The 24,184-nt window shown below is 40.1% G+C and carries 28 protein-coding genes and 1 tRNA gene; 20 read left to right on the top strand and 9 right to left on the bottom strand.

Going from position 1 to position 24,184, the window contains the following annotated elements; translation table 11 throughout:
* Position 1 precedes the first annotated feature (1 nt).
* The 5 genes from PVV65_RS06755 to PVV65_RS06735 all read left to right on the top strand — a co-directional run bounded on the left by PVV65_RS06755 (position 2) and on the right by PVV65_RS06735 (position 5,651).
* Entirely contained in the window at positions 2 to 3,145 is a 3,144-nt protein-coding gene (locus tag PVV65_RS06755) for a DUF4815 domain-containing protein (protein ID WP_273789655.1), read from the top strand.
* 13 nt (positions 3,146 to 3,158) lie between these two features.
* Positions 3,159 to 4,547: a Bgr_08870 family protein gene (locus tag PVV65_RS06750; RefSeq protein WP_273789654.1), complete on the top strand. Its 1,389-nt coding sequence runs from the start codon at positions 3,159 to 3,161 to the stop codon at positions 4,545 to 4,547.
* A gap of 183 nt (positions 4,548 to 4,730) precedes the next feature.
* A complete protein-coding gene (locus tag PVV65_RS06745) occupies positions 4,731 to 4,919 on the top strand; it encodes a hypothetical protein (RefSeq protein WP_273755883.1) in 189 nt (62 codons plus the stop codon).
* 101 nt (positions 4,920 to 5,020) lie between these two features.
* Positions 5,021 to 5,299, top strand: coding sequence for a type II toxin-antitoxin system RelE/ParE family toxin (locus PVV65_RS06740; protein ID WP_273789653.1), 279 nt, complete (start codon positions 5,021 to 5,023; stop codon positions 5,297 to 5,299).
* A gap of 10 nt (positions 5,300 to 5,309) precedes the next feature.
* On the top strand, positions 5,310 to 5,651 hold the full coding sequence (locus PVV65_RS06735) for a HigA family addiction module antitoxin (protein ID WP_273789652.1): 342 nt from the start codon (positions 5,310 to 5,312) through the stop codon (positions 5,649 to 5,651).
* 45 nt (positions 5,652 to 5,696) lie between these two features.
* Here the strand turns inward: PVV65_RS06735 and PVV65_RS06730 are convergent, their stop codons facing one another.
* Positions 5,697 to 6,215, bottom strand: a complete 519-nt coding sequence (locus PVV65_RS06730; protein ID WP_273782945.1) for a Rha family transcriptional regulator — start codon at positions 6,213 to 6,215, stop codon at positions 5,697 to 5,699.
* Between the two features lie 442 nt (positions 6,216 to 6,657).
* Here PVV65_RS06730 and PVV65_RS06725 point away from each other — a divergent pair, with 442 nt between their 5' ends.
* The 8 genes from PVV65_RS06725 to PVV65_RS06690 are packed head-to-tail and all read left to right on the top strand — an operon-like array spanning position 6,658 to position 12,767.
* Positions 6,658 to 7,809: a phage tail sheath subtilisin-like domain-containing protein gene (locus PVV65_RS06725; protein ID WP_404978395.1), complete on the top strand. Its 1,152-nt coding sequence runs from the start codon at positions 6,658 to 6,660 to the stop codon at positions 7,807 to 7,809.
* The gene (locus PVV65_RS06720) at positions 7,809 to 8,315 is read left to right on the top strand and encodes a phage major tail tube protein (RefSeq protein ID WP_273789651.1); all 507 of its coding nucleotides are present in this window, start codon (positions 7,809 to 7,811) and stop codon (positions 8,313 to 8,315) included. The genes PVV65_RS06725 and PVV65_RS06720 overlap by 1 nt, the downstream gene beginning before the upstream one ends.
* A 2-nt stretch (positions 8,316 to 8,317) precedes the next feature.
* Positions 8,318 to 8,605, top strand: a complete 288-nt coding sequence (locus PVV65_RS06715; protein WP_273755856.1) for a phage tail assembly protein — start codon at positions 8,318 to 8,320, stop codon at positions 8,603 to 8,605.
* A 38-nt stretch (positions 8,606 to 8,643) separates the two neighbouring features.
* On the top strand, positions 8,644 to 8,715 hold the full coding sequence (locus tag PVV65_RS10030; protein ID WP_081485993.1) for a GpE family phage tail protein: 72 nt from the start codon (positions 8,644 to 8,646) through the stop codon (positions 8,713 to 8,715).
* Positions 8,712 to 10,847: a phage tail protein gene (locus PVV65_RS06705; RefSeq protein WP_273789650.1), complete on the top strand. Its 2,136-nt coding sequence runs from the start codon at positions 8,712 to 8,714 to the stop codon at positions 10,845 to 10,847. Before PVV65_RS10030 ends, PVV65_RS06705 begins: the two co-directional genes overlap by 4 nt.
* Before the next feature lie 5 nt (positions 10,848 to 10,852).
* Positions 10,853 to 11,233: a phage tail protein gene (locus tag PVV65_RS06700; protein ID WP_273789649.1), complete on the top strand. Its 381-nt coding sequence runs from the start codon at positions 10,853 to 10,855 to the stop codon at positions 11,231 to 11,233.
* Positions 11,230 to 11,454, top strand: a complete 225-nt coding sequence (locus PVV65_RS06695) for a tail protein X (RefSeq protein WP_273721185.1) — start codon at positions 11,230 to 11,232, stop codon at positions 11,452 to 11,454. Before PVV65_RS06700 ends, PVV65_RS06695 begins: the two co-directional genes overlap by 4 nt.
* Positions 11,451 to 12,767 (top strand): contractile injection system protein, VgrG/Pvc8 family, encoded by a 1,317-nt coding sequence (locus tag PVV65_RS06690; RefSeq protein ID WP_273789648.1) that lies wholly within the window; start codon positions 11,451 to 11,453, stop codon positions 12,765 to 12,767. The genes PVV65_RS06695 and PVV65_RS06690 overlap by 4 nt, the downstream gene beginning before the upstream one ends.
* 69 nt (positions 12,768 to 12,836) lie before the next feature.
* On the opposite strand, the gene PVV65_RS06685 is transcribed toward PVV65_RS06690, so the two are convergent.
* Positions 12,837 to 13,148 (bottom strand): DNA-binding protein, encoded by a 312-nt coding sequence (locus tag PVV65_RS06685; RefSeq protein WP_273789647.1) that lies wholly within the window; start codon positions 13,146 to 13,148, stop codon positions 12,837 to 12,839.
* A 12-nt stretch (positions 13,149 to 13,160) separates the two neighbouring features.
* Positions 13,161 to 13,484 (bottom strand): type II toxin-antitoxin system RelE/ParE family toxin, encoded by a 324-nt coding sequence (locus tag PVV65_RS06680; RefSeq protein ID WP_273789646.1) that lies wholly within the window; start codon positions 13,482 to 13,484, stop codon positions 13,161 to 13,163.
* Between the two features lie 106 nt (positions 13,485 to 13,590).
* Between PVV65_RS06680 and PVV65_RS06675 the strand changes: the two genes are divergently transcribed.
* Genes PVV65_RS06675 through PVV65_RS06660 form a run of 4 tightly spaced genes read left to right on the top strand, consistent with a single transcriptional unit; the run spans position 13,591 to position 14,818 of the window.
* Positions 13,591 to 14,253 carry a lysozyme gene (locus PVV65_RS06675; RefSeq protein WP_273789645.1) on the top strand — a complete coding sequence of 221 codons (663 nt, stop codon included), beginning with the start codon at positions 13,591 to 13,593 and terminating at the stop codon, positions 14,251 to 14,253.
* On the top strand, positions 14,250 to 14,477 hold the full coding sequence (locus PVV65_RS06670; protein WP_273789644.1) for a hypothetical protein: 228 nt from the start codon (positions 14,250 to 14,252) through the stop codon (positions 14,475 to 14,477). Before PVV65_RS06675 ends, PVV65_RS06670 begins: the two co-directional genes overlap by 4 nt.
* Positions 14,410 to 14,613: a hypothetical protein gene (locus PVV65_RS06665; protein WP_273789643.1), complete on the top strand. Its 204-nt coding sequence runs from the start codon at positions 14,410 to 14,412 to the stop codon at positions 14,611 to 14,613. Before PVV65_RS06670 ends, PVV65_RS06665 begins: the two co-directional genes overlap by 68 nt.
* A complete protein-coding gene (locus PVV65_RS06660; protein ID WP_273754708.1) occupies positions 14,606 to 14,818 on the top strand; it encodes a hypothetical protein in 213 nt (70 codons plus the stop codon). Before PVV65_RS06665 ends, PVV65_RS06660 begins: the two co-directional genes overlap by 8 nt.
* 237 nt (positions 14,819 to 15,055) lie before the next feature.
* Here PVV65_RS06660 and PVV65_RS06655 read toward each other — a convergent pair whose 3' ends face one another.
* From PVV65_RS06655 to PVV65_RS06635, 5 genes are all read right to left on the bottom strand, one after another.
* A complete protein-coding gene (locus tag PVV65_RS06655; RefSeq protein ID WP_273754706.1) occupies positions 15,056 to 15,478 on the bottom strand; it encodes a hypothetical protein in 423 nt (140 codons plus the stop codon).
* Positions 15,479 to 15,788: 310 nt separating this feature from the next.
* Positions 15,789 to 16,946: a site-specific integrase gene (locus PVV65_RS06650; protein WP_273789642.1), complete on the bottom strand. Its 1,158-nt coding sequence runs from the start codon at positions 16,944 to 16,946 to the stop codon at positions 15,789 to 15,791.
* 922 nt (positions 16,947 to 17,868) lie between these two features.
* Positions 17,869 to 18,057, bottom strand: coding sequence for a hypothetical protein (locus PVV65_RS06645; protein WP_273755431.1), 189 nt, complete (start codon positions 18,055 to 18,057; stop codon positions 17,869 to 17,871).
* On the bottom strand, positions 18,054 to 18,437 hold the full coding sequence (locus PVV65_RS06640; RefSeq protein ID WP_273789641.1) for a hypothetical protein: 384 nt from the start codon (positions 18,435 to 18,437) through the stop codon (positions 18,054 to 18,056). Before PVV65_RS06640 ends, PVV65_RS06645 begins: the two co-directional genes overlap by 4 nt.
* A gap of 279 nt (positions 18,438 to 18,716) precedes the next feature.
* Positions 18,717 to 19,214 carry a hypothetical protein gene (locus PVV65_RS06635; RefSeq protein ID WP_273755432.1) on the bottom strand — a complete coding sequence of 166 codons (498 nt, stop codon included), beginning with the start codon at positions 19,212 to 19,214 and terminating at the stop codon, positions 18,717 to 18,719.
* A 1,088-nt stretch (positions 19,215 to 20,302) separates the two neighbouring features.
* On the opposite strand from PVV65_RS06635, the gene PVV65_RS06630 reads away from it, so the two are divergent.
* The 3 genes from PVV65_RS06630 to PVV65_RS06620 are packed head-to-tail and all read left to right on the top strand — an operon-like array spanning position 20,303 to position 22,355.
* Positions 20,303 to 20,611: a ThiF family adenylyltransferase gene (locus PVV65_RS06630; RefSeq protein ID WP_273789640.1), complete on the top strand. Its 309-nt coding sequence runs from the start codon at positions 20,303 to 20,305 to the stop codon at positions 20,609 to 20,611.
* Positions 20,547 to 21,137, top strand: coding sequence for a ThiF family adenylyltransferase (locus PVV65_RS06625; RefSeq protein ID WP_342752507.1), 591 nt, complete (start codon positions 20,547 to 20,549; stop codon positions 21,135 to 21,137). Before PVV65_RS06630 ends, PVV65_RS06625 begins: the two co-directional genes overlap by 65 nt.
* On the top strand, positions 21,138 to 22,355 hold the full coding sequence (locus PVV65_RS06620) for an MFS transporter (protein ID WP_273755433.1): 1,218 nt from the start codon (positions 21,138 to 21,140) through the stop codon (positions 22,353 to 22,355).
* Between the two features lie 1,526 nt (positions 22,356 to 23,881).
* Here PVV65_RS06620 and PVV65_RS06615 read toward each other — a convergent pair.
* Positions 23,882 to 23,972, bottom strand: a tRNA-Ser gene (locus PVV65_RS06615).
* Between the last annotated feature and the right edge of the window lie 212 nt (positions 23,973 to 24,184).

Raw genomic sequence — 24,184 nt, 5'->3', positions numbered from 1 at the left:
TATGAAGCATGAAAGTGGTTTACCCTTTGCAATTGATAGATCTGTTGGCAAAGATGAACAACAAAGCGTTGTCTTTTATGGCACGCGTCCCTTTATTCAAGCGGGTGAACTCAACGAGGTTCAAACCATTATAAGAGGACGGCATGACCGTTTGGGGCGCCTTGTGGCAAAAGAAGGAGACCGCGTGGAACGGGCTGATGCTTTTGTCAATAAAGATAAGCAAACCGTCACTTTAACAGAGGGCAAGATTTATATCGCTGGCGATATTTTTCCTGTCTCAAATGCCGTCTTAGAGAATGTTTCCATGGTTGGACGCATGGAAATCGGTGTAAAGCTACAAAAGAAATGGATAACACACGAAGATGATCCAGAGCTGTTGGGGCAAGTGCCTGGCACCTTGGCAGAAGGAGAAGGAGGTGGCGCACGCGAAACAGCAAAGCTTGTTTGGGCACTGAAAGAAGATACACAGCAAGGCACTTTCTTTCCGGTTTATATCTTACAAGATGGTGTTCTGATTGATCAAAAATCCCCCTCATTGCTTGAACCCGCTATGCAAGCTATTGCGACGTACGACCGCGCCCATGGGCATTATATCGTGAGTGGCTGCCGTGTAAGCGCATTGGGACCAAACAACGGTTGCCAAGTCTTTAGTATTCAAGAAGGAGAAGCCAATATCAATGGCTTTAAACGCAAACGCTTAGCCGCCTTGCGCCATGAAGAGATGGAGGATTTTTCGACAAGCGTTGTTCCAAGCGAAACGCATATTTTTGCGCCTCCAAAAGGGAAAACAAGTTTTACCTTTAAACCCTATTATTTTCCTATTGCCGATATTCAGTCTCTTTTGTTGACAAAAGAAAAAACCGTTAACGTCACCCGTGGTGCGGTTGCCTCCGGGCGTGATGGTGTGCCGGATAAAAGCATCACCGCGTTTATCAAAGTCGTTCAAGGAACTAAGGAATTTAAAGAAGGCACAGATTTTAAAAAAACCGGAGACACCATTGATTGGGCACCTGTGGGGGATGAACCTTTAGCGGGGAGCAGTTATAGGGTGACGTATCGTTATCGTGCACGGGTGCAGGCTGATAAAGTCACAGCACAAGAAATCACCGTCTCAGGGGGAGCTGAGGGAGGTGATATCATTGTAAGCTACACTTATAAACTCCCCCGCATTGACCGTATTGGTCTTAACACAGGGGGCAATGTGGTTTACATCAAAGGGGTTTCATCAGACCAACCCATGGCACCCAGTGTCCCTGATGATGTGTTGTCCCTTGCCACCATCACCAACAATTGGCTAAGCACCCCCCTTGTGGTCAATGATGGCACACGTGTTGCCCCTTATGATGAGATGTGGCGTTATTTTCAACGGGTGCTCTCCCTTGACCGCTTGATGCAACTAGAGCGCATTAAAAGCAATGTGGACTCTAAAGAACCTGTTGCCAAAAAAGGCATGTTTGCTGACCCTTTTCTTGATGACAGTTATAGAGATGAAGGTTTTGAACAAACGGGGGCTGTGGGAAACGGTATTTTGCAGCTTGCCATTGATCCAACATTTTACACCGCTAATCTTACAGCGCCTGTCACGCTTGACTGGACCAATGAAGTGATCATCGCGCAAGAGTTGACAACGGCTTGCGAAAAAATCAACCCTTATCAAAATTTTTCTCCCTTGCCTGGTACAGTCACCCTTACCCCCGCAACAGACTTTTGGCATGAACAGCGCACCGATTGGCTCTCTGGTGTGACCAATCAACTCAATATGGGCTGGAACCGCGGCAGTAGCGTACGTAGAACAGAAATCCGTGATGACTTGATGCGTGCGACACAAGAACAAATCGATTTTTTGAGACAAATTAAGGTGAACTTTAAGATTGAAGGTTTTGGCAGTGGTGAAATCTTGGAAAGCCTTAGCTTTGATGGTGTGAATGTTTTACCAAAAACAAAGCTTGTTGCTAACACCAAAGGCATCCTTGAAGGCGCTTTCACGATTCCACAAAATATTACGGCTGGGACAAAAAATGTTGTGGCACGGGGAAAAGGAGGAACCATTGCAACAGGGCTTTTTACCGGTCAAGGTGTGATTGATGTGAAAGTGATGCGGCGCACCACCACGGTGAAGATCTGGACGCAAGTCGACCCACAAGCGCAAGTTTTTACCCCCGATGAAACACGGCAAATCACAGGTATTGACTTTCATCTTTGTAAAATTGGCAATCAAGCCCATGATCTGGTGATTGATTTGGTCACCACTGAAAATGGCTATCCGACTGCCGATATCCAAGCACAAACCTCCTATTCCATGAAGGGCGCAAAGGAAGGGTGGGCAGAGGCACGCTATGATGTACCACTCCTTGTGATGGATGACCGCTTAACGGCTTTTGTTATCAAGACAGATGATGCTGATCATTCTGTCTCACTGGCAAAGCTTGGAGATTTTGATGCAGAACACCAGAGATACGTCTCGAGTCACCCTTACGTGACCGGTCCACGCTTTTCCTCTGTCAATGCGAGGAGCTGGACAGCCCATCAAGATGAAGCTTTAGCCTTTCGAGTGCTGGCAGCCCGCTACAGGCAAACAGAAAAAACCGTAGATTTAGGCAGTTTTGATCTTGTGGATTGCTCTGATTTACAAATCCGTGCAGCCGTTGAGTTACCTTCAAGCGAGTGTTCTGTTGTGTTTGAAATTGAACGCAATAACGGCACGGTTTATCAACTGCTGCCCTTTCAATTGCTAAGCCTTAGTGAATATATCAGTGAAAAGGTAAAGCTTCGCGCCATTCTCAAAGGGACAGAGAAGCTTTCACCCGTCTTATTTGCGCCTGTGCAATTGATTGCGGGGAAGATCCATAAAACAGCCACTTATGTCACCCGTGCTTTTGCCTTTGGAGAAAAGGCAAGGCTGACCAGCTATATCAAAACATTTTTACCGGGCGGTGCAACCTTTACACTCGAGATGCAGCTGGATGATGGTGCTTTTAGCCCCTTAAAACTCGACGAAACAGAGCAGTTATCTGAACCGCTTTGGACAGAACGAAAATTTGTGAGTGGTGACAAAACAGGAAAACAAGCACGTCTCAAACTCACCCTTACTGGTGGACCTTCTGCACGGTCCATGGTGCGTGATTTTGGCGCCGGCATATTATGAGGGGAAAACAGAGATGACCAAAACAAAAAAACTCGACATGGAATTGCCTAAAGAAGGACGTTTTATCAGTTCTGAATTCCCCATCTTGCGGGAAAACTTGACCAAAATTGATCAGGCAATAGCCGATGTTGAGGAAAAGATAGACGAAAAAGCACCTTTAAAACACACGCACACAATCAGTGATGTGACGGGTTTAGAAAGCGCCCTTAATGGCAAGATGGCAGCCGATAAAACCTTCACTTTTGCTGATTTAAGCGATATCGAGGGGGCAAAAGATGCTGCCAACAACTATGTACTTTATAAATCAAGCAATAATAACTTCACCTTTGGCAGTGCTGTATCTTTGCTTGGTTCTCATCAACATAAGATTGAAGATATCGTGGGGCTCGATAAATTTAGAGCCAAGCTTAATGAAGACCTCACAGCCTATGGACGTCTCAAACAAGCCAATGAATGGCAAAGTTATAATAAGTTTACCGGCAAAGTTACCATGAGTGGCGGTTTGGAGCTGTTGGGAAACACATCATTGAATATTACCCATAACAATAAAGTGGTCACTAATCTAAGCACAACGGGAAGCTTACTTAAAGGACCTTTGAAAGTTGACGGTGATGTTGTTTATACCAAGGCGCAAGTGGATGCCGCCATCTTAGCAGGGATAAAGAGTCTTAAAAAAGATTTGATCGATAAAATCACCAATTGGCCGGCCCTTGCTGATGCTGAATTGCTCTATACACAGAACGGAAAAATTGAATGGCCCGACTGGGTCACGGATAAAACCAAAGTTGAAATCCAAGCTTGGGGTGGTGGAGGTAGTGGTGGTAGAGCGTTTGGGATAGGATTAGGAGGAGGTGGAGGTGGAGGCGGTTGTTCCGTCTGGTATGGCTATAAAGTCAGTTTAAATGGTCACGAGAATATCATCATTGGTAAAGGAGGGGCTTCTATTGCAAAGAATTTTGTAAGCGGTAAGCCTGGAGAAACAACAACCATTGGCAAAAATTTTATGACGGCTACCGGAGGAAAGGGTGGTGGGGGAGCTGACGCCCGTATCTCTCACTCGGGATTTGGTGGTAGTACGAATTCCTTCTATTCAGGCTCTGGTGGTGCTGGAGGCGTGGGAGGAAATTTTGGTTTAGCAACAGACGAACATCCAGGACTTGCTAAAGGCGGCAATGGTTGTGCTGGGACGAGTGGAATTAATGCAGAAATGAGTGGTAATGGCGGTGATGCTGGGGGTGATACATCAAGGGGGGGCGCTGGAGGAACGGGACAAGGCTCATATTATAGTTCAGGAAAAGCAGGGCGTGGCTTTGGTGGTGGGGGTGCTGGTTCTCATGGGACTGATTGTTCAAGCGGTGCTGGAGCTGATGGTGCTGTTCTTATAAGATTATGGAAAGATTAAATAGAAAACTAAAGATAGCGCAAGTCAAATGGATAGCTGTTCTATAAGCAGGCTTTATATGATTTTCAAAGCCTTTTTATTGCTCTTTTAAAGCCCTCTCAAAGTTTTTTTTTGACTGACAGTGTCAGGCTTATGGAGCATGGTGATGATTGTTATTGTCTCTTCATTGATTTGGAGAGCAAAATGACAATAGAATTTAAACTTCGTATTCACTTTATTAAGAATGGCAAGGGATCTAAGTTTTTAGCAATATTTGATCAGACAGCCTTTGATGCGGTTGTAAAATCCTTGATGTTGACGTGCAAATTTATCCCCTCCATGCGCCTATCCTTCTCTTTACGCATGAGGTGGAGAAAAGAAAAACAAGTCTAAGCTATTAGGCTTTCTAATGGGATGTTACTGTTTTTTCCATTTTAGCACTTACAATGTAAGCTATTTGTTGACATTTATAGTCTTTCACGTTATATAAAGGAATGATTAAAACGTTTAAAAGCAAAACATTGGCAGAATTATTCAAAACGGGAAATTCATCCAAGATTGATAAGAAACTTGTAAAACGTATCATGGTTCGTCTTGATCGTTTAGATTTTTCTGAAAGACCAGAAGATATGAATCTTCCAGGATTCAACTTTCATTCTTTGAGTGGATATTCACCCACTCGTTACACTGTCCACGTTAACGGACCATGGTGTATTACCTTTGAATTTGACTCATGTAATGCTTACCGTGTTGATCTTGAACAATATCACTAAGGATACAGTTATGAATGACATTCCTGCACAAAGAGATAAAAATCGCTGCCCTACTCATCCAGGAGAAGTTTTAGCAGATATTATTCCTGAAACTGGCAAAACAAAATTAGAAATTGCGCAAATGCTCGGTATATCACGCCAACATCTTTATGATATTCTGAAGGCAAAAAAGCCCGTTTCTCCTGCTATTTCTGCTTGCCTTGGAAAAATGTTTGGTGATGGAGCTGCCATATGGTTACGTATGCAAGCCAATTATGATGCTTGGCATGCGGAACGTGATATTGATGTTTCTTCTATTCCAACACTAACAGCTAACGAAATGAATGCACAAATGGAACAGAGCCATTCGTAACCATCTCCCCACCCTAAAGACGGGGAGATGAGTCATATTTTTTAATTAAGCTACTTTTGCAACAGGGCTTGCTAAAACGCGCTTAGCTTCTTCAACAAGCGTTTTGTAATGTTTGCTCTCTTCTGTTAATGTAAAGGCTTTAACAAGATGCATGTGAAGCGGTCCATAAATATAAACAGCCTTTTCAGTAGGTCCCATTTCATCCCAGTTGCTTGGAAAATCAAAGCGTGTATCACGATCATTATCAATTAATTGGTTTTTTAAATCATAGAAAGCTTTGACGAGGGCTTTTTTGAATGCACGCACCGTATCATTGTTACGCATATAGGTCATGAGTAGAGTGGCTTGTGGTTCATTGAGGATAGAAATTACTCTTTTCTGTCTTCCGCCTTTGGTTCCAAAGGGTGAGATTTCAAATCCAACCCTTCCAAATTCTTCAAAGTCTTCAATATTTTGACGTACAAGCTTGATAACCGTAGCGTGGCTATTCCCCACACCTTCTGCAATTTTCAAAGAGGTTGTGACAGCGATACCATCATTGTCGATTGTTACTAAATTGTTCATGATGAACTCCTTGTTGTTAGACGTTTTTCATTGACATTTTTTATAAAAATGCCGGGTGCTGAAAAACACGGCAACAAGCCCGTCGTTATGCCTTTCCCCCAAAAGGGTATTGTATAGCATAACCACACCCGACCCCACTATTATATGCGTGTAACATATAATGAGTCAAAGTCTTTAATGTACAGAAGACTGATTATTTCGGTAACCAATCCGCTTGTTGTTTTGAGGTGTTTTTCAAGCACCTTTGTATGAATCTAACGGTTTTAAACATTTTGTCAAGTCGTTCTCAAGAGCGGCTTTTACCTCTCATTTTTTCCCATTCATTTTCATTCACCCCTCATTTAAAGGAGCATAAAGTATGGCAACAGGTTTTCTACACGGTGTTGAAGTCGTTGAGGTTGACGACGGCACCCGTCCCCTTCGCGCGGTTTAGTCTGGCGTTATCGGAATTATAGGCACAGCACCCGATGCTGATGAACAAGCCTTTCCTCTTAACACACCCGTTTTGGTAACGGGTTCACTTTCACAAGCCGCTAAACTGGATAAAACAGGTAAGCGTCAAGGCACCCTACCCAATGCCCTTGATCTCGTTTTCAAGCAAGTGGGTGCCATTGTTGTTGTCGTGCGCGTGAAAGAAGGTGACAATGAAAATGCAACACTCACCAACATTCTAGGCGGTGTGAACGAACATGGCGCCTATGAAGGTGTGCATGCTTTTATTGGAGCACAATCTGTTGTGGGACAAACACCACGTATTCTGATTGCACCAGGCTTTACCCATCAACGCCCATCCAGTGTGAATACTGAAGGGAATGGAACGAGTGATAGCGCCAAAACTGAGATCAGTACAACCTCTAACCCCGTTGCGGCAGAACTGATTGGCATTGCAGAACGTTTGCGCGCTATTGTGGTGATTGATGCACCAAACACAACAGATGAAGCAGCCCTTAGTGCAGCAAAGGATTTTGATTCAAAACGCGCCCTTCTCATTGATCCATTTGTCAAAGTTAATCGCAATGGCAAGATCTTAGAAGAACCAGCAAGTGCGGTGGTTGCTGGGGTCATTGCCAAAAATGATTTTGCCAATGGCTTTTGGCATTCTCCTTCCAATAAAGTGATCAATGGAATTGTAGGAACTGCGCGCCCCATTGATTTTTCCATTGGTGATCGTGCAAGCCGCGCTAATCTTCTCAACGAACAAAACATCACAACAATCATTCGAGAAAACGGCTATCGCCTCTGGGGCAATCGCACACTTTCAAGCGATACAAAATTTGCCTTTTTATCGGTGGTACGCACCGCAGATATGATTAACGATGCTATTTTGCGCGGACATCTATGGGCGGTCGACCGAAATATCAAAAAGACCTATCTGAATGATGTGAGTGAAAGCGTCAATGCTTATTTGCGTGATTTAAAAGCGCAAGGCGCCATTCTTGGAGGACGCTGTACACCGGATCCAGAGCTTAATACAGCAAGCGCTATTGGAGACGGCAGAGTCTATTTCAATGTGGAATTCACACCAACAACACCAGCAGAACACATCACCTTCCGTTCACAAATCATCAATGATTACCTAGAGGAGATCTTTTAATGACTGTCCCCGTTTTACCAAGAGTTCTGAAATATTTTAACATTTTTGTCGATGGTATTCCCTATCAAGCAAAATGTGAAAGTGTCACCCTACCAAATTTGAATTTGGTCGTTGAAAGTTACCGCGGCGGTGGCATAGATAGCGCCATTGAAGTTGACCTTGGTCTTGAAACCCTCACGCTTACCATGACCATTTCTGATTGTTCACCAGAATTAATGGCATTGTTGGGACGCACCGATGTCGACATCTCACTGCGCAGTTCAATGCAAGCGCAAGGAACACCCGCAGAAGGGGTTATCATTACCATGAGAGGACTTTGCAAAGGCTTTGAAATGGCAGAATGGCAACCGGGAGGCAAAGCAACTTCTACAGCAACATTCACATTGCAGTATTTCAAATATGTCCAGAAGGACGTTGAAATTGTTGAGATAGACGTCCTAAACCTCATCAGAAAATTCAATGGCGTCAATCAATTAGCAGGTCATAGAGAAAACATAGGATTATAAAAATGACAGTACAAACAAGCATTACACATAAATTACTTGTACCGGTTACTTTTGAGGGAAAAGAGCACACCACAATTACCTTACGGCGCCCCAAAACAAAAGATGTGCAAGCAATCGACAAAAAAGAAGGCATAGAGCAAACAATCGCTATGATCACACGCCTTTCTGAATGGGCACATGAAGCGGTTGGAGAACTCGATATTAATGACTTGTCGAGCATTGGAGAGATTTTGGAGTCTTTTATCAAGCGGCGGGATACCTCGACTGGGAAACCGCCGCTAAACTCATAGCCGATATTGCCATTGTGTTCCATTGGTCACTTTCAGACATGATGGAAATGGAACCGCAAGAACTCATATTCTGGCGAAAACAAGCAGCAGAAAGGTATAAGACAAAATGAGTGAAAAAGTTGCTGATGCAAAGGTGAGATTGTCTCTTGAAGATAAACTCACCGCACCTCTCAAACATCTTCAAAAAAAATTCGATACATTGTCAAAAACACTCTCACATAGTTTGGGTATTCCGCGCTTTTCTGCTGCTGTCAAAAACATGACAAAAAGCCTTCATGGTGTTCAAAGTGCTCTTGGTGTAGCTGCAAGCCGTGCTTCAGTCTTTACCGGTGTCTTAGGGCTTGCTGGTGGTGGTCTTGTGGCAAGTTTGACCGCCGTTACCATGAAAACCATGCATATGGGCGATAGTCTTCACCATGCATCTCACCATTTAGGAATGAGTGTCACAGCCCTTCAATTATGGGGTGATGCAGCCGATAATTCAGGATATTCTGCCGAACTCTTTCAACAATCCTTGGCAACCTTAAATAGGCGTTCTGCGCAAGCATATGCTGGACAAAAAAGAGGCATGATGGGGTTTGAAGCGCTTGGTATTTCTGTCAAAAACGCTTCTGGTAAACTCAAATCAAACTCCGTTTTATTAGAAGAAATTACCGAAAAAATGAGTAAGATGAAAAATCAAGCACAAAGGCAGCGTATTGCTGCGCTGTTGTTTGGTGGAGATGGTAAAGAAATGGCTGCCATGCTTTCACAAGGTATGGCACCCATTAAAGAACTCTTTGCAAAGGCGCGGAAAGGAAAATGGCTGATAGGTGCCGATGTTGCACGCTATGCAGCAGATTTAAGCGACAAGCTTGGTGCCTTTAAGAAAAAAATAGGCGGTATTGCAAGCTTTATTGGCACGCGTTTCATGCCCGTGATCAATGATATGATTGATGCGTTTTCAAAGCTGATTGATGAAAACCGTGATCTTATCCAAACAACCGTGGCAAGCTGGGCTAAAACCTTAAAACAAGTCTTGCAAGATTTGCTTAATCCTACCTCTGATTTAAGAAAGGGTATCAGTGATCTCACAGAGAGGATTAAAGGCTGGTTTCGATGGCTAGAGCCATTGATTGGTGAAATAACCCTCTTAAAGATAGGTCTTGTCGCCCTTGGTTCATTTATTTTTGGTCCACTCATTGCCGCATTAGCAGCCGTAGGAGTAGCGTTTGTTAGCCTTGGCTATGCTATGATGACCACCCCTATTGGTTGGCTCATTGGCGGTATTGTAGCACTTGTTGTACTCTATAAATATTGGCATAAACTCAATGGCTGGATGGCTGCATCTTTGGCCGCAGTTGGAGCAGTTCTTACCGTGGCATTCATTTCGGCAATGGCACCGGCTACTTCTGCAGTTGCCGGTCTCGCGGTAAGTCTTGTCGCTTCACTTATTCCAGCAATAACCGCCGTTGGTTCTGCTTTTATATCGCTTGGTATCGCAATCATGACCACACCTATTGGTTGGATAATGGCTGGCATTGCAGCCCTTGTAGGTGCCGGATATCTCCTCTATAAAAATTGGGATACGGTCATGAATTTCTTACGCAATTTGTGGAATTCTTTGGCTAATTTATGCAGTAATGTTTTCAGTAAACTCTTTACACTCTTTAAAAACTTTTCACCACTCTCTTGGATTGCCAAAAAAATCAATGCATTGATTGAGTGGTTGTTTGGAGTCAATCTCATGGATGCAGGTGCCCATCTGATTGGAGGATTATGGGATGGCATCAAAAGCAAATGGAATGCTCTCTCCGATTGGTTTAGCGGCATGATTAACACATTAACCAGTTGGATGCCAAACTGGATGAGAGAAAAGTTAGGATTTAGTGCTACAATCGATAAAAATTCAACCCAAACCATTAAAACCTTTACCGATGAAACCAATGCACGAGCAAAAAGAATGCTTGAGACAGCAACTGTTTCCAATGCTCCATCAGGAAAAGGCAAGAGTGGTTTTAATACAGGCATAGTTGAAACAGGACAAATGCAGGCGACAAATGTAAAGGTTGAATCTTTCAAGGTTCCAGAACCCATTATGGTGCATAAACCAACAGAAGTGAACGCCCCCATAACCATTACAAATTTAAATATTTCAGGAGGAAATGGCTCTCCACAAGACATCCATGCCGCAGTCAGTCAAGCCCTTGAACGCCACGCTAAACAACAGCGCTTGGCTATCGCTTCTAGCCTTTCGGATTAAACATCATGATGTTAGCTTTAGGTGGTTTTATCTTTTCCATTGAAACAGCAGCCTATCAAGCCCTCGATATGACCTATAACATTCCATGGGTCGAGCAAGGGCGATTGAGGCGCAAGGCTGCTCTTCAATTACCAGCTGTTGCCAATGCGGAATTTTCTCTAACAGGTGTGATCTATCCAGACTTTAAAGGCGGTTATAGACAACTGGAATATTTACGACAAATGGCACATGAGGGACCTCATATCCTCGTAACAGGTCAGGGGAGGATTTTAGGCAAGTTTGTCATCCTTTCTGTCAAAGAAAAGCAAAGTGTTTTTCATCAAAATGGCAGCCCAAAAAAACAAGAATTTACCATCAATTTGAGAGAATATGGTGAAGAGCTATGAGTGATCTTTACATGACAAAAGAAGGCGATATGGTTGATGCCATTTGCTGGAAATACTACGCCAAGGGGCAACAAGCCCTTGCTGTTGAACGCGTTTATGCAGCAAATTTTGGTCTTGCAGACTATGGACCCATTTTAAAAGCAGGTATCACGATACTCTTGCCAACCCTCCCCTATCCTAAAGCCACACCGGTGATTAGAATTTGGGGCAGTCAATCATGAAACCTTTTTGCATCGTGATGGCAAATGGAGAGGATATTACAAGAACTCTCATGGACTATGTCTTATCGATTGAAATTACCGATGAAGCAGAAGACAAAAGCGACCGTATCACCATAGAGCTTGATGATCGCGCCCGTGAGTGTGATAACGGCTTTCTTGACATTCCTCTCATCGGGACAGTTATTTCCATAACACTTGGCTATGAAGGCGGTAAAAACCGCGATATGGGCGCCTATCTGATAGACGAAATCTCCGTAAGCAGTCCACCACAAACCTTAAGTGTTACAGGGCGCGCTGCCTCCATGAATACATCTTATCGAACACCAAAAAGCCAATCCTATCATCAACAAACCCTCGGGAGTATCATTCAAGAGATAGCACAGCGCAATGGCTATACAGCAAAAGTTGACCCTGCTCTTGCAAAAATTGTTGTGCGTCACATTGATCAAACGGTAGAAAGCGATATGGCTTTTGCCACGCGCCTTGCAGAAGAATATGATGCTGTTGCAAAACCCGTTGATGGCAAATTGGTGCTTGCCAAACGGGGTGAAGGCAAAGCCATCACCGGTGAAACACTCCCTATTGTTGTTATTCATGAGAAACATTGCATCTCTTGGGATTTTAAATACAGCGCGCGGGATGAAGCAGGTGCAGCCAATGGCTTAGCAACAGATGCGGGAGATGATCAAAAAGCCGCTGCTGATGCACGAGAACCAGAAGAAATTGATGATGATGAAAACTTTATCCATATGGATGACAGTGACAGAACAGCACCATCATCATCTGAATCGGAAAAAGCAGAAACAACACCTGAGAAAGAAGAGGAAGACAAAGAGAAAAAAGGCGGTGTTATCGCAAGCTATCATGATATCCGCACTGGTGAGAAAAAGGAAGTCAAGGTTGGTAAAGAACCTTTTCATGAACTCAAATATACCTACCATAACCAATCAGAAGCAGTTGCAGCCATTGCTGCTTATCGCAACAAATCATCGCGTGGGAAATCTTCTTTCTCATGTGATATTGGTGGTGATCCCTTTGTGCAAGCAGAAGCAAAGCTTGTTCAAGAGCCCCCTTTCCGCTCCTACATTCCAGCAGAATGGTGCATCAAAAGCGTCAAACACAAGCTTGATAAAACAGGTGGATATACAACAAAAATAGACTGCGAACTTTTTGATAAAACCCAAGAAGATGCTGCAAAAAACGTAGCAAATACCACACCAGACAAAGACGATACCCTTGATCCAAACGCCCCACCCAATGCATGTGATGAAGGAGACGGCGTCATCCATATGGATAAAGAAGATATAGAATAGATTATCATGATTTTCCGTAAAACACTGTTGTTTAGGGTTAGCAAATATTTACTATACTCAACGCTGATATCAAGTGTGTGGAACAGATCGTTCAAGAGGTTGTACAGCCAAGCGAAGCCCCATAGTACGCAGCAAAACATTTAAACTGCGGAGCTCTGGATTACCTTTTTCTGAAAGTGTCCGGTAAAGCTGTGTTGGATTCAGGTTGGCTGCTTTAGCGACAGCTTGAACACCACCATAGGCTTTTGCCATTTGACGAAGTGTTACAAGCAATTCCCCCTGATCACCATCTGCTAGGATTGCATCAAGGGTCGCTGCTGCTACTTCAGGATCATCATAGAATATTTCTGCCATCGCATCATCATGGTTACGCTCTTTCATTCTCGTACTCCTTTAATCTTCACGGTTTTGCCAATCACGCCAGCAAGCACATGCACGAGTGATATCGGTGTCTTGTGTTTTTTTAGTACCACCGCATAAGAGCAATAATACGGTCTTGCCAGACTGGGCATAATAAACGCGGTAACCAGGACCAATATTCATACGCAATTCATAGACACCATCACGAAGCGGTTTGAAATCGCCAAAGTTTCCTTGCTCTAAACGATTAAGACGGCGAATAATTGCAACTTTAGCCTGCACATCACGCAGCTTTCGCAGCCAATCAGTTATCAAGTCTTTGCCATCAGAGGTAAGGTAGTGACGTATTTCAAACATAATCTATATTCGTTTATAAACGAACATTTGTCAAGATGGAAAAAAATTTATTTTTAGATTTTCACTCAGCCTCACCTTGTGTGGGGCTTTTTTTATGGAGAACTTTATGCGGAAAATATCACAAGAAGGGCTTGCTCTCATACAACAATGGGAAGGCTTGCGCCTCAATGCTTATAAAGACGCCATCGGGGTATGGACCATCGGTTATGGACATACCAGCGCCGCAGGAAAACCTTTTGTTCACAAAGGCATGACAATGACCGAAAAACAAGCCGAAGATCTTCTTCGCCAAGATTTAAGACAATTTGAAAATACCGTTGAACAAGCGGTTCAAGTTTCCTTAACCGATGAACAATTCGCAGCCTTGGTCTCCTTTTGCTATAATGTAGGAACAAGAGCCTTTTGCAATTCGACCCTATTAAAAAAACTCAATAACGGTGAATATGAAGCAATCCCAACCGAATTACAGAAATGGACCAAAGCCGGTGGTAAGCGCTTGCAAGGTCTTGTCCACCGACGTGTCGCAGAAGCAGGCTTGTGGGCGAAAGGGGCGTTTGTTTCCTCCAACTATCAAACCGTAGAAACACAAGCACCAACAGGGCTTTTCAAAGCCGAAGCCATTGCACCAATTATTGGTTCTTTCTCAGGTCTTGGCGGCTTGTTGGCAGGCAATGGTCCAGTGCAATGGGCTCTTGCTACCATTATGGTTTTAGCCGCATGTGTTGGTCTTTTCCTTGTTGCCAAACGTTTTCAGGAGCACCGCCTATGATGTTCTGGATGAAAAAAAATCTCTTGCTCACAGGTGCGGCACTAGCCGCTTTTTTTATGGCTTTGGCCAAAGCTTTTACCCTTGGCAAAAAGAGTGAACAGCAAAAGCAAACAGAAAAAACTTTAAAGGCAGCAACAACACGGCTGGAGGTGGAAAATGAAGTTACTCAGAAAAGCGATGCTGATGTGCGCACTGCTCTCTCTCGCTGGTTGCGCGACAAATAAGTATGTCTCTTGTGTTGGTTGGTTGCCTATTTATTTAGAGAGGCAAGATGTTAACGTCATCAGTTCAAACTTAGCAAGAGATATCTTAAAACATAACACCCTAGGTGAACGTTTGTGTGGATGGGAACATGGCTAGAAGAAAAACAAGAGACGATATAGAGCTTACAGAAGCGGAAAAAGAAATCCTTCAAGAAATCATTATGACCTATAAAAGTGTAAAGGTGATGTCTCGTTATACGAAATGGATTGTACTGATTATACTCTTATTAGCGCTTGATTTTTCACGTATTATGGATGCATTAGTAAGTATTTTTACACAAAAACCAAATATCCGACTCTAAATACACTTTGAGACGTACAAAATTTTCTAGCCAATAGATTTTTAATTTTGCACGTCTCATGAAAGCGATCAATAATATTTTTACACATTTTACAGTGTTTTTTTTAAATTTGACACATCAAATTTCCCCTCAAAATAGCTAAAAAAATACGCAAAAAAATTTGTTAAAACTTTGCTCTAAAAAATCTGTTTGCATATAAGCTATTTCTACCTCATACAGCATTTTGATTGTTGATGATCAATGGCAAAACGGAGTGTTGATATTTAAGAGTTTTATTATACCTTTGTTTTTACAAAACGAGCTGTTTAAGCGTCTCTCGACACTTCTCTGAGTCATGACAGAACTCTTAAGAGAATACACCGGAATCCTATCATCTTTACAATTTTCACACCATTTCCCATCTTTAATTTTTTTATGGTGAAATCCTGATTGGATCATACAAGCATGAATTATCGACCATTCATGAAAACCTAATTTGCTATTGGCTATACTACTACTAGAAGGAGATAGCGCACCACACTCTAACAGTGCTTTTCCTACCTCAGTAGAATTTACACCTGGCTTTTCCCATATAACAAAGTATGTTGAAGGAGGCTTTGAGTAACATCCAGCCATATTTAATAAAGCTATGCAGCTTAATAATTTTAAAGTTTGTTTCATTTTTCCCCTTTTTTAATGGATTTATTGACTATGAGAAGGCTTTAAAGCCTGTTGATTAGATATTTGTTAATGACGTCGTAAAAGGGCACTGGGCGCTAACAAATACGGCGATAAGCCCATCCGTTACACTTTCCCTGCAAAGGTATTGTATAGTGTAACCACACCCGACAAAATCACTATATGCTACAAAGCATGTGATGAGTCAAAGTTTTTAAATTTCGGCGGGAAGAGACTATTTCGGTAATCTATCCGCTTATCGTTCGGTGTCTTTCAGGCACCTGATTTGACAATACACATCACAGGAATAATATCAAGTCGCTCCTGTTATAAATGCAGCCCACTGTTCCAAGAGAACATGTCGCTGTTCTAAAAAATCCGTTCGCATATAAGCTTTTGTCACTGAACTCCCAACGGAATGCGCAAGAACAGTTTCGGCAATCTCAAATGGTGTTGACGTTGTTTCTGCTATCCAGTCACGAAGACTAGATCTGAAACCATGGGGGCGATAAGTTAAACCACAAACTGTCATATATTTTGCCATGCTTGCATCAGAAATTGGCTTGCCGGTAAGACCAGAAAAGAGAAACCCTTTTTTCTCAAAAGGGAGAGATTTTTCAATCACTTTCAAAGCTTCATGACTTAATGGCACGCGAAAATCTGAAACTTTTCCCACAATACCCTTCATATTTTCTTTTGGTATAGTCCATATCTTTTTATCAATTTGTTCAAGGCGCAAATAGCGCAATGGATATGACCGTACCCCTGTCAAAATAAGAAGCTTCAAGGCTAAATTTGAAAGGATATTATCATCCAAGCTTTGATAAAATGCCGGAACCTCTTGCCATGGCATAGCAGGAATATTTGTTGATGTAGTACGGGGCTTTCCTAAAAGAGCACGTGCTTTCATACAAGCTTGTAGATCAACATCTAAACCAAGAGCCGCAGCATATTTCAAGCAAATGTTAATACGATTAAGTGCTTTTCGTGCTGTATCTGCTTTTTCATGCCAAAGGGGTGAGAGAACATTGCGAATGATATTGGCTGTTAATTTTTCTATAGATAAGCTACCTATCTGCGGTATGACATGTAATTCTAACGGAGAAAACCAACGCCCATTTTTGCCTTCATTTTTTAATTCGGCTTTTTTACTTTCAAAAGCCGCTTTTGCAATCTCACTGAATATGTTGCTTTGCTGTTTTAAGACGGTTTGTTCTCGAAAGACAATAGGATCATTGCCTTCTTTAAGAATAGCACTATAATGCTTGGCAAGTTCGCGCGCTTCTTTTAGAGAAAGTCGTGCGACTGAACCGAGTCCCATTTCACGGCGTTTGTTGTGGTATGTATAACGAAAGAACCAAGAGCGTGTATTGTCTTTTCTAACATTCAACCACAGCCCTGCCCCGTCACAATATTTACCCTGCGGAGACGTCTTTACGAATGATGCTGATAACCGATGAATCGCCCTCACTTAACGTCCCCTCTCGTCCACCTTTTCAAGCATTGCTCGTCCACCTTTTTTGTTCCACCTTTTAGACCACCTTTAATTTCTGATTTGAGATTTTTCCTTTAATTCTTAATTTTTTTATTGGAACATAAAAAACTATACACATCAATACGCTCTTACACATCTTTATATACTTTGAATCTTGTTGATAAAGCCTAGCTAGCCTCTTCCGGGCACCATCTGTTTTTTATCAACAGTAACTTTTTTATTTTATATACATTCTTTTCTGTGAGAGCCATGCCAATAAACATAAGGGCATAGGATTTTTTAACACGTCCCTCAGTTATTTAAAATCAAGACTTCTTTTGAAGATATTTTGCCATTCTTAAAGCCTAAAGGATCTACACTTCTAAAAAATCAAAATCTTTAAAGATCTCTCTAAAGCAGCATGCTCTTTTTATTGCGTATAATTTGTTATTTTTAAACGTACGGGATACGAAAATAAAATTGAGAAAATAAATTTTTTTAACATACCTCTACAGAGTCTGTTCTAGACAGATTCTAGTAATTTTTTGAGTGCTGGGAAGCTCTCTTGAGTCAAACCATTTAAAACACTCATACACGTGATAACAATTTCATGTTGCAACAGAGTTAGAAAGTTTGATTGTGGAATTCTTTCGAGAAAAAGAGACCTATTTTCTAAAAAGAAAAGCCCTTTCTTGATCTAAGAGCTCTATGATTTTGGCTTCCATACCAATATAGGTATAGACTTTTACCAATCTCAACAGAAGATAAAATGCTAAAGACACATCTGAGTTTTATTTTTGAACCTTCTTTTTTTATTCTAGCTAAAAACATGAAACAATCTATTCAATCATCAGTATGACACATCTCCATGCTTTAAAACGGGTACTACAAAAAAATTTGAAACCCTGTACCGCTTTTATTATTCTTTCTCGAATAATCCCTCGAGTGCCACATCTCGTTCTTTAGTCACTTCTTCTAATTCTGCCACAACCTTTTTATACAATTTTGAACGCTTAAAAAAAGAATAATAAAGCGTGATAATTGCTATGTTTAAAACACAACTAATAATTATTGTAGCGAGAAAAAACAATATTATAAAAACCGTCATTTTTTTCTCCTTTTTTGTGCTGTAAGTGCTTTATCTCGCTGCTCAAAAGTATCTTCTAATTGTTGAAGTGTTTTTTTCAATTTCTTTGTCAATCGTATGTGTAAAATTAAAATAATCGGAGAAGCTATAGAAAAACATAAGAAAATGAATACGATAAAAATGCATATAAGAGTAAAAATATCAAACTCTCTATCGGCCTCACCCAACATCCGGATAACAGAACCTAAAGCCATATTGATTATAAATATGCAAAAGATTATTTTATAATCCTTCGATGAAAGTTCCATAGCTTCTTTAAACGCTAAAACTCTAGCTTCTGTGTCAAATGCTAAAGAGACTCTCGAAACTTTATGATCTGGATTTTGAAGTGTCTCATGCAATGGTTATGTTTCTTTGGTCGTGTTTCTTTTCATGCTGGTCTCATTTGATTCTTCATTTTCGGAGTGTGTTTCTCGCGCCTTTCCATATCTTTTCCATCTTTCTTTTTCCGCTCTTTCACAATTCCTGTTACACAAAAAACAAAGAGTCCCTATAGTAACCATAACGGATATGATGAGTACTATCGCAAATTCCACCGTTTATTCCTTTTTCAATGACATCGTTCTTGGATCATCTCATGCATTCTTCCCCATCGCATCAATGAACAACCTTCTGTTTCCTTATCGCGATATTTTTTTCAAACTTTGAAGTTTGTTGTTTAAACGATCAACTTCGTGATCGAGCCTTTCAAGTTCTTTATTGAGTCTATCAATATGCCCATGATGTTTAGAAATCACTTCTAAAGTATGTAATGACTGAGACTGATCCTTAAGCTGATCAACTTTGTTTAAAACGCGAAAGGCTTCTGTTCTTTTCTCAACATGCTCAAATAGAGTAAGAACCTTCTCAAGCCGCTCAAAAATTGCAGCGTTTCGTTTTTGCGTTATCTCATATTTATAAGTAAGCTGTTTGTTGTTTGGCATCGTTTTCAGCAACGCCAAATAGAGTTCCTGCTGTTCAAACGCACTTCTCTTCAAATCCTCTACCGCTATCCCTAATACCTTCATTGTATCATTCCATCCCCGTTGCGCATTTTGCCTTTCAAACTCAACGGAATCCAACCTCTGAACAGCCTCATCCCGCTCCTTAACGACTTGGGAACAAAATAATTTATCCACGCCCGTATAACCATGCGAGGAGGAAACAAGATATGTCAGCAAAAATATGATAAGCAATAAGCTTTCTCTCAACAAATTTTTTTTTGTAAACATTTTTCTATTTTCTCGTACAAAATACCTTAAAATAAATACCTAAATTCTCATCAAAAGATTCGAATTGAAATTTATTCAATCTCTTTAGAGTAATCTACGATAAAAATAAAAAGGATAAATTACACAAAAAAATAAATCTATAAAAACTAATTTATTCAACAGAGTATTTATAAACTTTTCTGTTTAGCTCTATATAACCATGGAAAAAATTTAATCACTTTATACATGAATTAACAAAGGACTATAATACTATAAATCACTCAAATTTAATATTTTAATTAATAATTATACTTCCCCCATAAAATGGAGCATATATAAAAATGGATAAAAATAATCAATGGTCTTGAATGGTATAAAGATTACTTTTAATGTGGATTTGTTTTTTATCCGCAGCCATAAAAAATGCGTTTTTTACAAAAATTGAAGTTTATTCATTTGCTATAGTATATTTTATTGCTACATTTTTTAGGTTAATAAGGATCATAGAGTGTTATCCTGATTTTCTCTCAATACTCATCTATAAATACTTTTTGTAAAAATATTCACTTTACATCATAAAAGTCATTGACAATAATTACTTTTTTACATCCTTACTCTCTCACTTAAGTGATGAATATGAGTTATGAAAACATACATTAAAGGGGGGGAAGTCATAGTCATACAGAATGTAACTAATGGCTAAAGAAAATTCTTTTCCCTAGAATCATTTTCTAGGGAAAAGTTGGTTTGATCTATAAGTGGGGAGGAAAAATGAAACAACAATATATTTTAGGAAAATACACACGTGTTGTTGTTCGTGAAGAAATGCTATTTTCGGTGCTGGTTCAAAACAGTTCATTATCAATGATAAGAAATTTTGGGATAATTTAGTCCTTATTGCAGCACAATGGATCAAAAAAAAGACTCTGTAGATGAGGTTTATAATTCACTATCGTCTGTTATGCTAAAAGAAAATTTTAATCGTGCGTTTAATTTTCTTGTTTCTAATCATTTTCTTGTCCAAGCTGATTCTTGTCCAAGCTGAAACATCAGACAATATTCTCAATAATCGCTATTCGAGAAGTCATCTCCATTACCAAAGTTATGGTATGCATCCAGCCTCCGTTCAGCATACTCTTTTGCAAAAAAGTGTCGTCATTTTAGGCCGTGGTGGGATTGGTAATCATGTATCAGCAATGCTTGCAGCCTCTGGTGTTGGGAAATTGACTCTTGTTGACAATGATGTAATCGAGTTGACCAATCTTACCAGGCAAATTCTTTTTACTGAAGAAGATACTAGGTCTTCCGAAAACAAAAGTTCTTAAGCGTGAACTGCTACGAAGAAACAGCCAAAGTGAAATTCATGAATTACAAATGTTGATGACTGAAAAAGAGGATATTAAAAAGCACCCCAAAGCTGATTTATGGATTATTTCTGCTGATTCTCCTGATCAGCTAGGAGTATGGATCAATGAATGGTGTGTAAAAAATAAACAAGCCTATATAAATTCTGGTTATGTTAATGATATAGCTGTCTTTGGTCCATTTTACATACCTGGGCAAACTGGTTGTTACGCATGCAGCTCATCTATAGGCAATCTTCCAGCAAAAAGTGAACATCTTATTTATGACGCTTGTGTTATGATTAATAATAACTTCAAAGTTGCTACATTTCCTCCTGTGAATGCTCTTTCAGCCGCCATGTGTGCCAACGATGCTTTTAAATTTTTGGGTGGTTATGGAAGCCTTCTTTCCACTGATCAAAGCGTGGGAATATGGAGCAGCCAGCTCTTCATAGAAGAACGCTCTCTCAAGAAAAATCCTCACTGTAAGGTTTGTGGAACAACATAAATGAACAGACCACGCACCCTTGCTCTCACCTATGGTTCCTATAATGCCGTACGCATGCTCATTGGTGTCTACCATGCGATTTTTTTAATGTCGATGGGGGTGAGTCTCGCGCAATTAGCACTACTTCAAGTTGTCTTTTCCACAACTATTCTCCTGCTTGATTTTCCTTGCGCTGTTTTAGCAGACAGATATCGACGTAAATATTCCGTTATAGCTGGTGTCTTTATGACGGGAGTGTTTTATCTTCTCTGCCTTCAAGCCCCTAATATGACGGCGCTCATTATTGCACAAATTCTCTATGCAGCAGGCATTTGCATTATTGTTAGCGCCATTGACGGATGGATTTACCATTCTCTTGGTGATAAACACGATCACTTTTCGCATTATGCGCATCTTTATTACCAAGTGAACTCTTTCGGGAGTATTTTCAGTGGAATTGTAGGCATTGGAACGATTTATTATTCTGGACAATATTTTATGGGATATATTATCTCATGCCTCATGATGGGATTTATTTTTTTGGTTTTCCTTATTGTTCCTGAAGAAAAGAAATCGGTGATTGAAACACACAAAACAAAGACAATCTTACACAATGCCAAGGAAACGCTCTGGATCTTTCAAAACACCGTGGGAGGAGCATGGTTTATTTTCCTCATGTGTCTTTTTAGCGCTGGAATTCAGATTATTTATCATTTTTGGCAACCAATTATCCTTGTAGGGGAAAAAATTGATCACCTCAATGGCTCGCAAATGTTAGTCCTTATGTGCTGTCATATTGGAGCCTTTTCAGCACAGTATTTTTCAAATTTACTGATGTCTAAGTATCATGTCCTTGATAAAAAATATAAGAATTCTATCAAATATTTTTCCTTCTTTTCTTCTCTGATGTGCATCGCGCTTTATTTTTTCGTTCATAACAATCAAACAGTTGCATCAGTCATTGCGTTCTCTTTAATCCATGGATTTATTTGCACTGTCCCGATAGGAGCAAAAAGCTTATTTTTCTCAGAGCTAAACCAAACACAAACGCAGCATATTTCTGGTGTTGTTGGTGCTGTATCTTTTAGCGGCAGACTATTTTCAATTACCGTATTAAGTATTATTTCTTTTCTTCCTGCAAAAGTTTCACCATCTTATTACCTCATCTTACCGACCATTACTTTTTTCACGTGTGGTTTGGTCATCATGAAATGGATAAAACACTCTCAAAAGTCTTGATGAGCGGAAAACCATGAAATTATTACCCACAAAGTTTTTTTCTAAAAAAATTTCTTCTAAAAGCAATCAAGGCTTCTTTTGCCCCTTGATGCATCGAGCTTTCAACAGACAACATCTCCATAACGCAATAATTTATAACGATCATCGACCGAACTCAAATATCGTAAGGTTTTTCAAATCTATTTTATCTTGAATCAATCAAAATCATTTTCCTCCACATCATAAGCGGAAAGAGCCTTATGGGTAAAAACGATTTAGAAAGGAAAGAAGCCTTTTATGAACGCTCAATGCCAAGTCTGCTAGCAACATGGAGATAAATATATAACAAATATACAATATGCACCTTGCTTCTTCATAAGTATAAAAATGATATGCTCTGTAAGCTTTATATAATTCACAGAAGCCTTTGCGTTCTATCCCATTCACAGGTTTCATAGCGAAATAAACTTGAAAGTGCTAAGAGAGATATCTTTAAAACCAGTGCATAAATTGGTAATATTCGTATTATATTAAGGGTGTAATCCCAAACAGAATAGACAAAACGTAATCCCCATGATTTTCATTATTTCACGGACACAACTGTTAAAGATTTATGAAAGTTGTAAAGGTTGAATTCATAAGGTGATGAGTGATGATAAGAGGGATATTTTTTCTCTAGTTGGCCTATAAAAGCTGATACAATGGTTAAAACAATAAACTATCTTAAATATTTATCTTAATATACGCCGCTGTGTTAGAAGTCTATATTGATTGACACGCCATAGAAAAAGCAAAAATTTAAGCAAACAACATTATAAAACAACAAATATGCCATCAATAGATTGGAGAAATATAGGGATATAAAACACTTTGTGGAACAATATCCGTAATGCATCTAACTTGACGCCTACTTAATTCTTATAAGCGTTCGTGCTGCTTCCTATATTTATACGTGCTGCTTCCTATATTTATAAAAATCCACAGGCAATACTTCACTTAAAAATATGAAACGTCAATGTGAAGACAGGGCTTTTCCTTGCCTTAATCAATAGAAACATTCGAATTTTTGAAACAAGGTCTTTGACTTTCTCACAATATTTTTTCCACAACCGATCTAATATCCGTTAATACAAATTGGCATAACGATTTTCATGAAATCGATTAAGTTTGAAGCATCTCTTATTGGTTTTGCTTTAATTTTCACCCTTAGAAAGCTGTTTTTGTCATTTGTTTCATGAAATATAGAAAGCCGCAGGTATAAAAAAATCAACACAAAAATTAAGAAAAAGGATTAAGAAAACAAGTAGCAATACGCGCGGCTCATGTAAACACTAATAAGGTTTTGCGAGTAAAAGCACTGTTTAGCTGAACTGAAAATAAAAGAGCATCGCTCTCTATCAAAACAATTGATAGAAAGTATCTAACAATAGAAACAATTAAAAAAACAACAAAAAATTGGGGTAGGATAAAGAGAGAGATAAGTTAAAAGAACCAAAGAAAGCAAAATTTCCTAACTTATTATATAATATACTGATTTTACTGAATAATGGCGGAGAGGAAGAGATTCGAACTCTCGAGAGCCTTTTGAGCCCTACTCCCTTAGCAGGGGAGCGCCTTCGACCACTCGGCCACCTCTCCAAGGAGAGGCATAAATGGTATCAATAGAAAGTTCAAGACATTTTCTATTTTTTTCCCAACTATCTGAAATTTTTTCTTGATTGACTCCATAGGGACCCCAAATTAATGAAATAAAAATTGTGTCTTTTTTATCACATCTTCTCGAATAGTACATGGATACATTACAAAAAGTTCATTTCATATTTGAAACTCTCAAAATATTAGTATAGCTA

This window comes from Bartonella sp. ML70XJBT (genome assembly GCF_028618425.1).
In the GTDB taxonomy this organism is placed as follows: Bacteria; Pseudomonadota; Alphaproteobacteria; order Rhizobiales; family Rhizobiaceae; genus Bartonella.
The sequence above is the reverse complement of the archived record's forward strand: the minus strand, read 5'-3'. Positions and strand labels throughout refer to the sequence as shown.

What these genes read in the sequence shown, in the direction of transcription:
- PVV65_RS06705 (WP_273789650.1), top strand. Translation starts at nt 8,712, where the DNA reads ATGAGTGAAAAAGTTGCTGATGCAAAGGTGAGATTGTCTCTTGAAGAT.
- PVV65_RS06660 (WP_273754708.1), top strand. Translation starts at nt 14,606, where the DNA reads ATGGCTAGAAGAAAAACAAGAGACGATATAGAGCTTACAGAAGCGGAA.
- PVV65_RS06690 (WP_273789648.1), top strand. Translation starts at nt 11,451, where the DNA reads ATGAAACCTTTTTGCATCGTGATGGCAAATGGAGAGGATATTACAAGA.
- PVV65_RS06745 (WP_273755883.1), top strand. Translation starts at nt 4,731, where the DNA reads ATGACAATAGAATTTAAACTTCGTATTCACTTTATTAAGAATGGCAAG.
- PVV65_RS06645 (WP_273755431.1), bottom strand. Translation starts at nt 18,057, where the DNA reads ATGACGGTTTTTATAATATTGTTTTTTCTCGCTACAATAATTATTAGT.
- PVV65_RS06675 (WP_273789645.1), top strand. Translation starts at nt 13,591, where the DNA reads ATGCGGAAAATATCACAAGAAGGGCTTGCTCTCATACAACAATGGGAA.
- PVV65_RS06680 (WP_273789646.1), bottom strand. Translation starts at nt 13,484, where the DNA reads ATGTTTGAAATACGTCACTACCTTACCTCTGATGGCAAAGACTTGATA.
- PVV65_RS06730 (WP_273782945.1), bottom strand. Translation starts at nt 6,215, where the DNA reads ATGAACAATTTAGTAACAATCGACAATGATGGTATCGCTGTCACAACC.
- PVV65_RS06750 (WP_273789654.1), top strand. Translation starts at nt 3,159, where the DNA reads ATGACCAAAACAAAAAAACTCGACATGGAATTGCCTAAAGAAGGACGT.
- PVV65_RS06665 (WP_273789643.1), top strand. Translation starts at nt 14,410, where the DNA reads ATGAAGTTACTCAGAAAAGCGATGCTGATGTGCGCACTGCTCTCTCTC.
- PVV65_RS06695 (WP_273721185.1), top strand. Translation starts at nt 11,230, where the DNA reads ATGAGTGATCTTTACATGACAAAAGAAGGCGATATGGTTGATGCCATT.
- PVV65_RS06655 (WP_273754706.1), bottom strand. Translation starts at nt 15,478, where the DNA reads ATGAAACAAACTTTAAAATTATTAAGCTGCATAGCTTTATTAAATATG.
- PVV65_RS06620 (WP_273755433.1), top strand. Translation starts at nt 21,138, where the DNA reads ATGAACAGACCACGCACCCTTGCTCTCACCTATGGTTCCTATAATGCC.
- PVV65_RS06755 (WP_273789655.1), top strand. Translation starts at nt 2, where the DNA reads ATGAAGCATGAAAGTGGTTTACCCTTTGCAATTGATAGATCTGTTGGC.
- PVV65_RS06740 (WP_273789653.1), top strand. Translation starts at nt 5,021, where the DNA reads ATGATTAAAACGTTTAAAAGCAAAACATTGGCAGAATTATTCAAAACG.
- PVV65_RS06735 (WP_273789652.1), top strand. Translation starts at nt 5,310, where the DNA reads ATGAATGACATTCCTGCACAAAGAGATAAAAATCGCTGCCCTACTCAT.
- PVV65_RS06720 (WP_273789651.1), top strand. Translation starts at nt 7,809, where the DNA reads ATGACTGTCCCCGTTTTACCAAGAGTTCTGAAATATTTTAACATTTTT.
- PVV65_RS06670 (WP_273789644.1), top strand. Translation starts at nt 14,250, where the DNA reads ATGATGTTCTGGATGAAAAAAAATCTCTTGCTCACAGGTGCGGCACTA.
- PVV65_RS06700 (WP_273789649.1), top strand. Translation starts at nt 10,853, where the DNA reads ATGATGTTAGCTTTAGGTGGTTTTATCTTTTCCATTGAAACAGCAGCC.
- PVV65_RS06685 (WP_273789647.1), bottom strand. Translation starts at nt 13,148, where the DNA reads ATGAAAGAGCGTAACCATGATGATGCGATGGCAGAAATATTCTATGAT.
- PVV65_RS06715 (WP_273755856.1), top strand. Translation starts at nt 8,318, where the DNA reads ATGACAGTACAAACAAGCATTACACATAAATTACTTGTACCGGTTACT.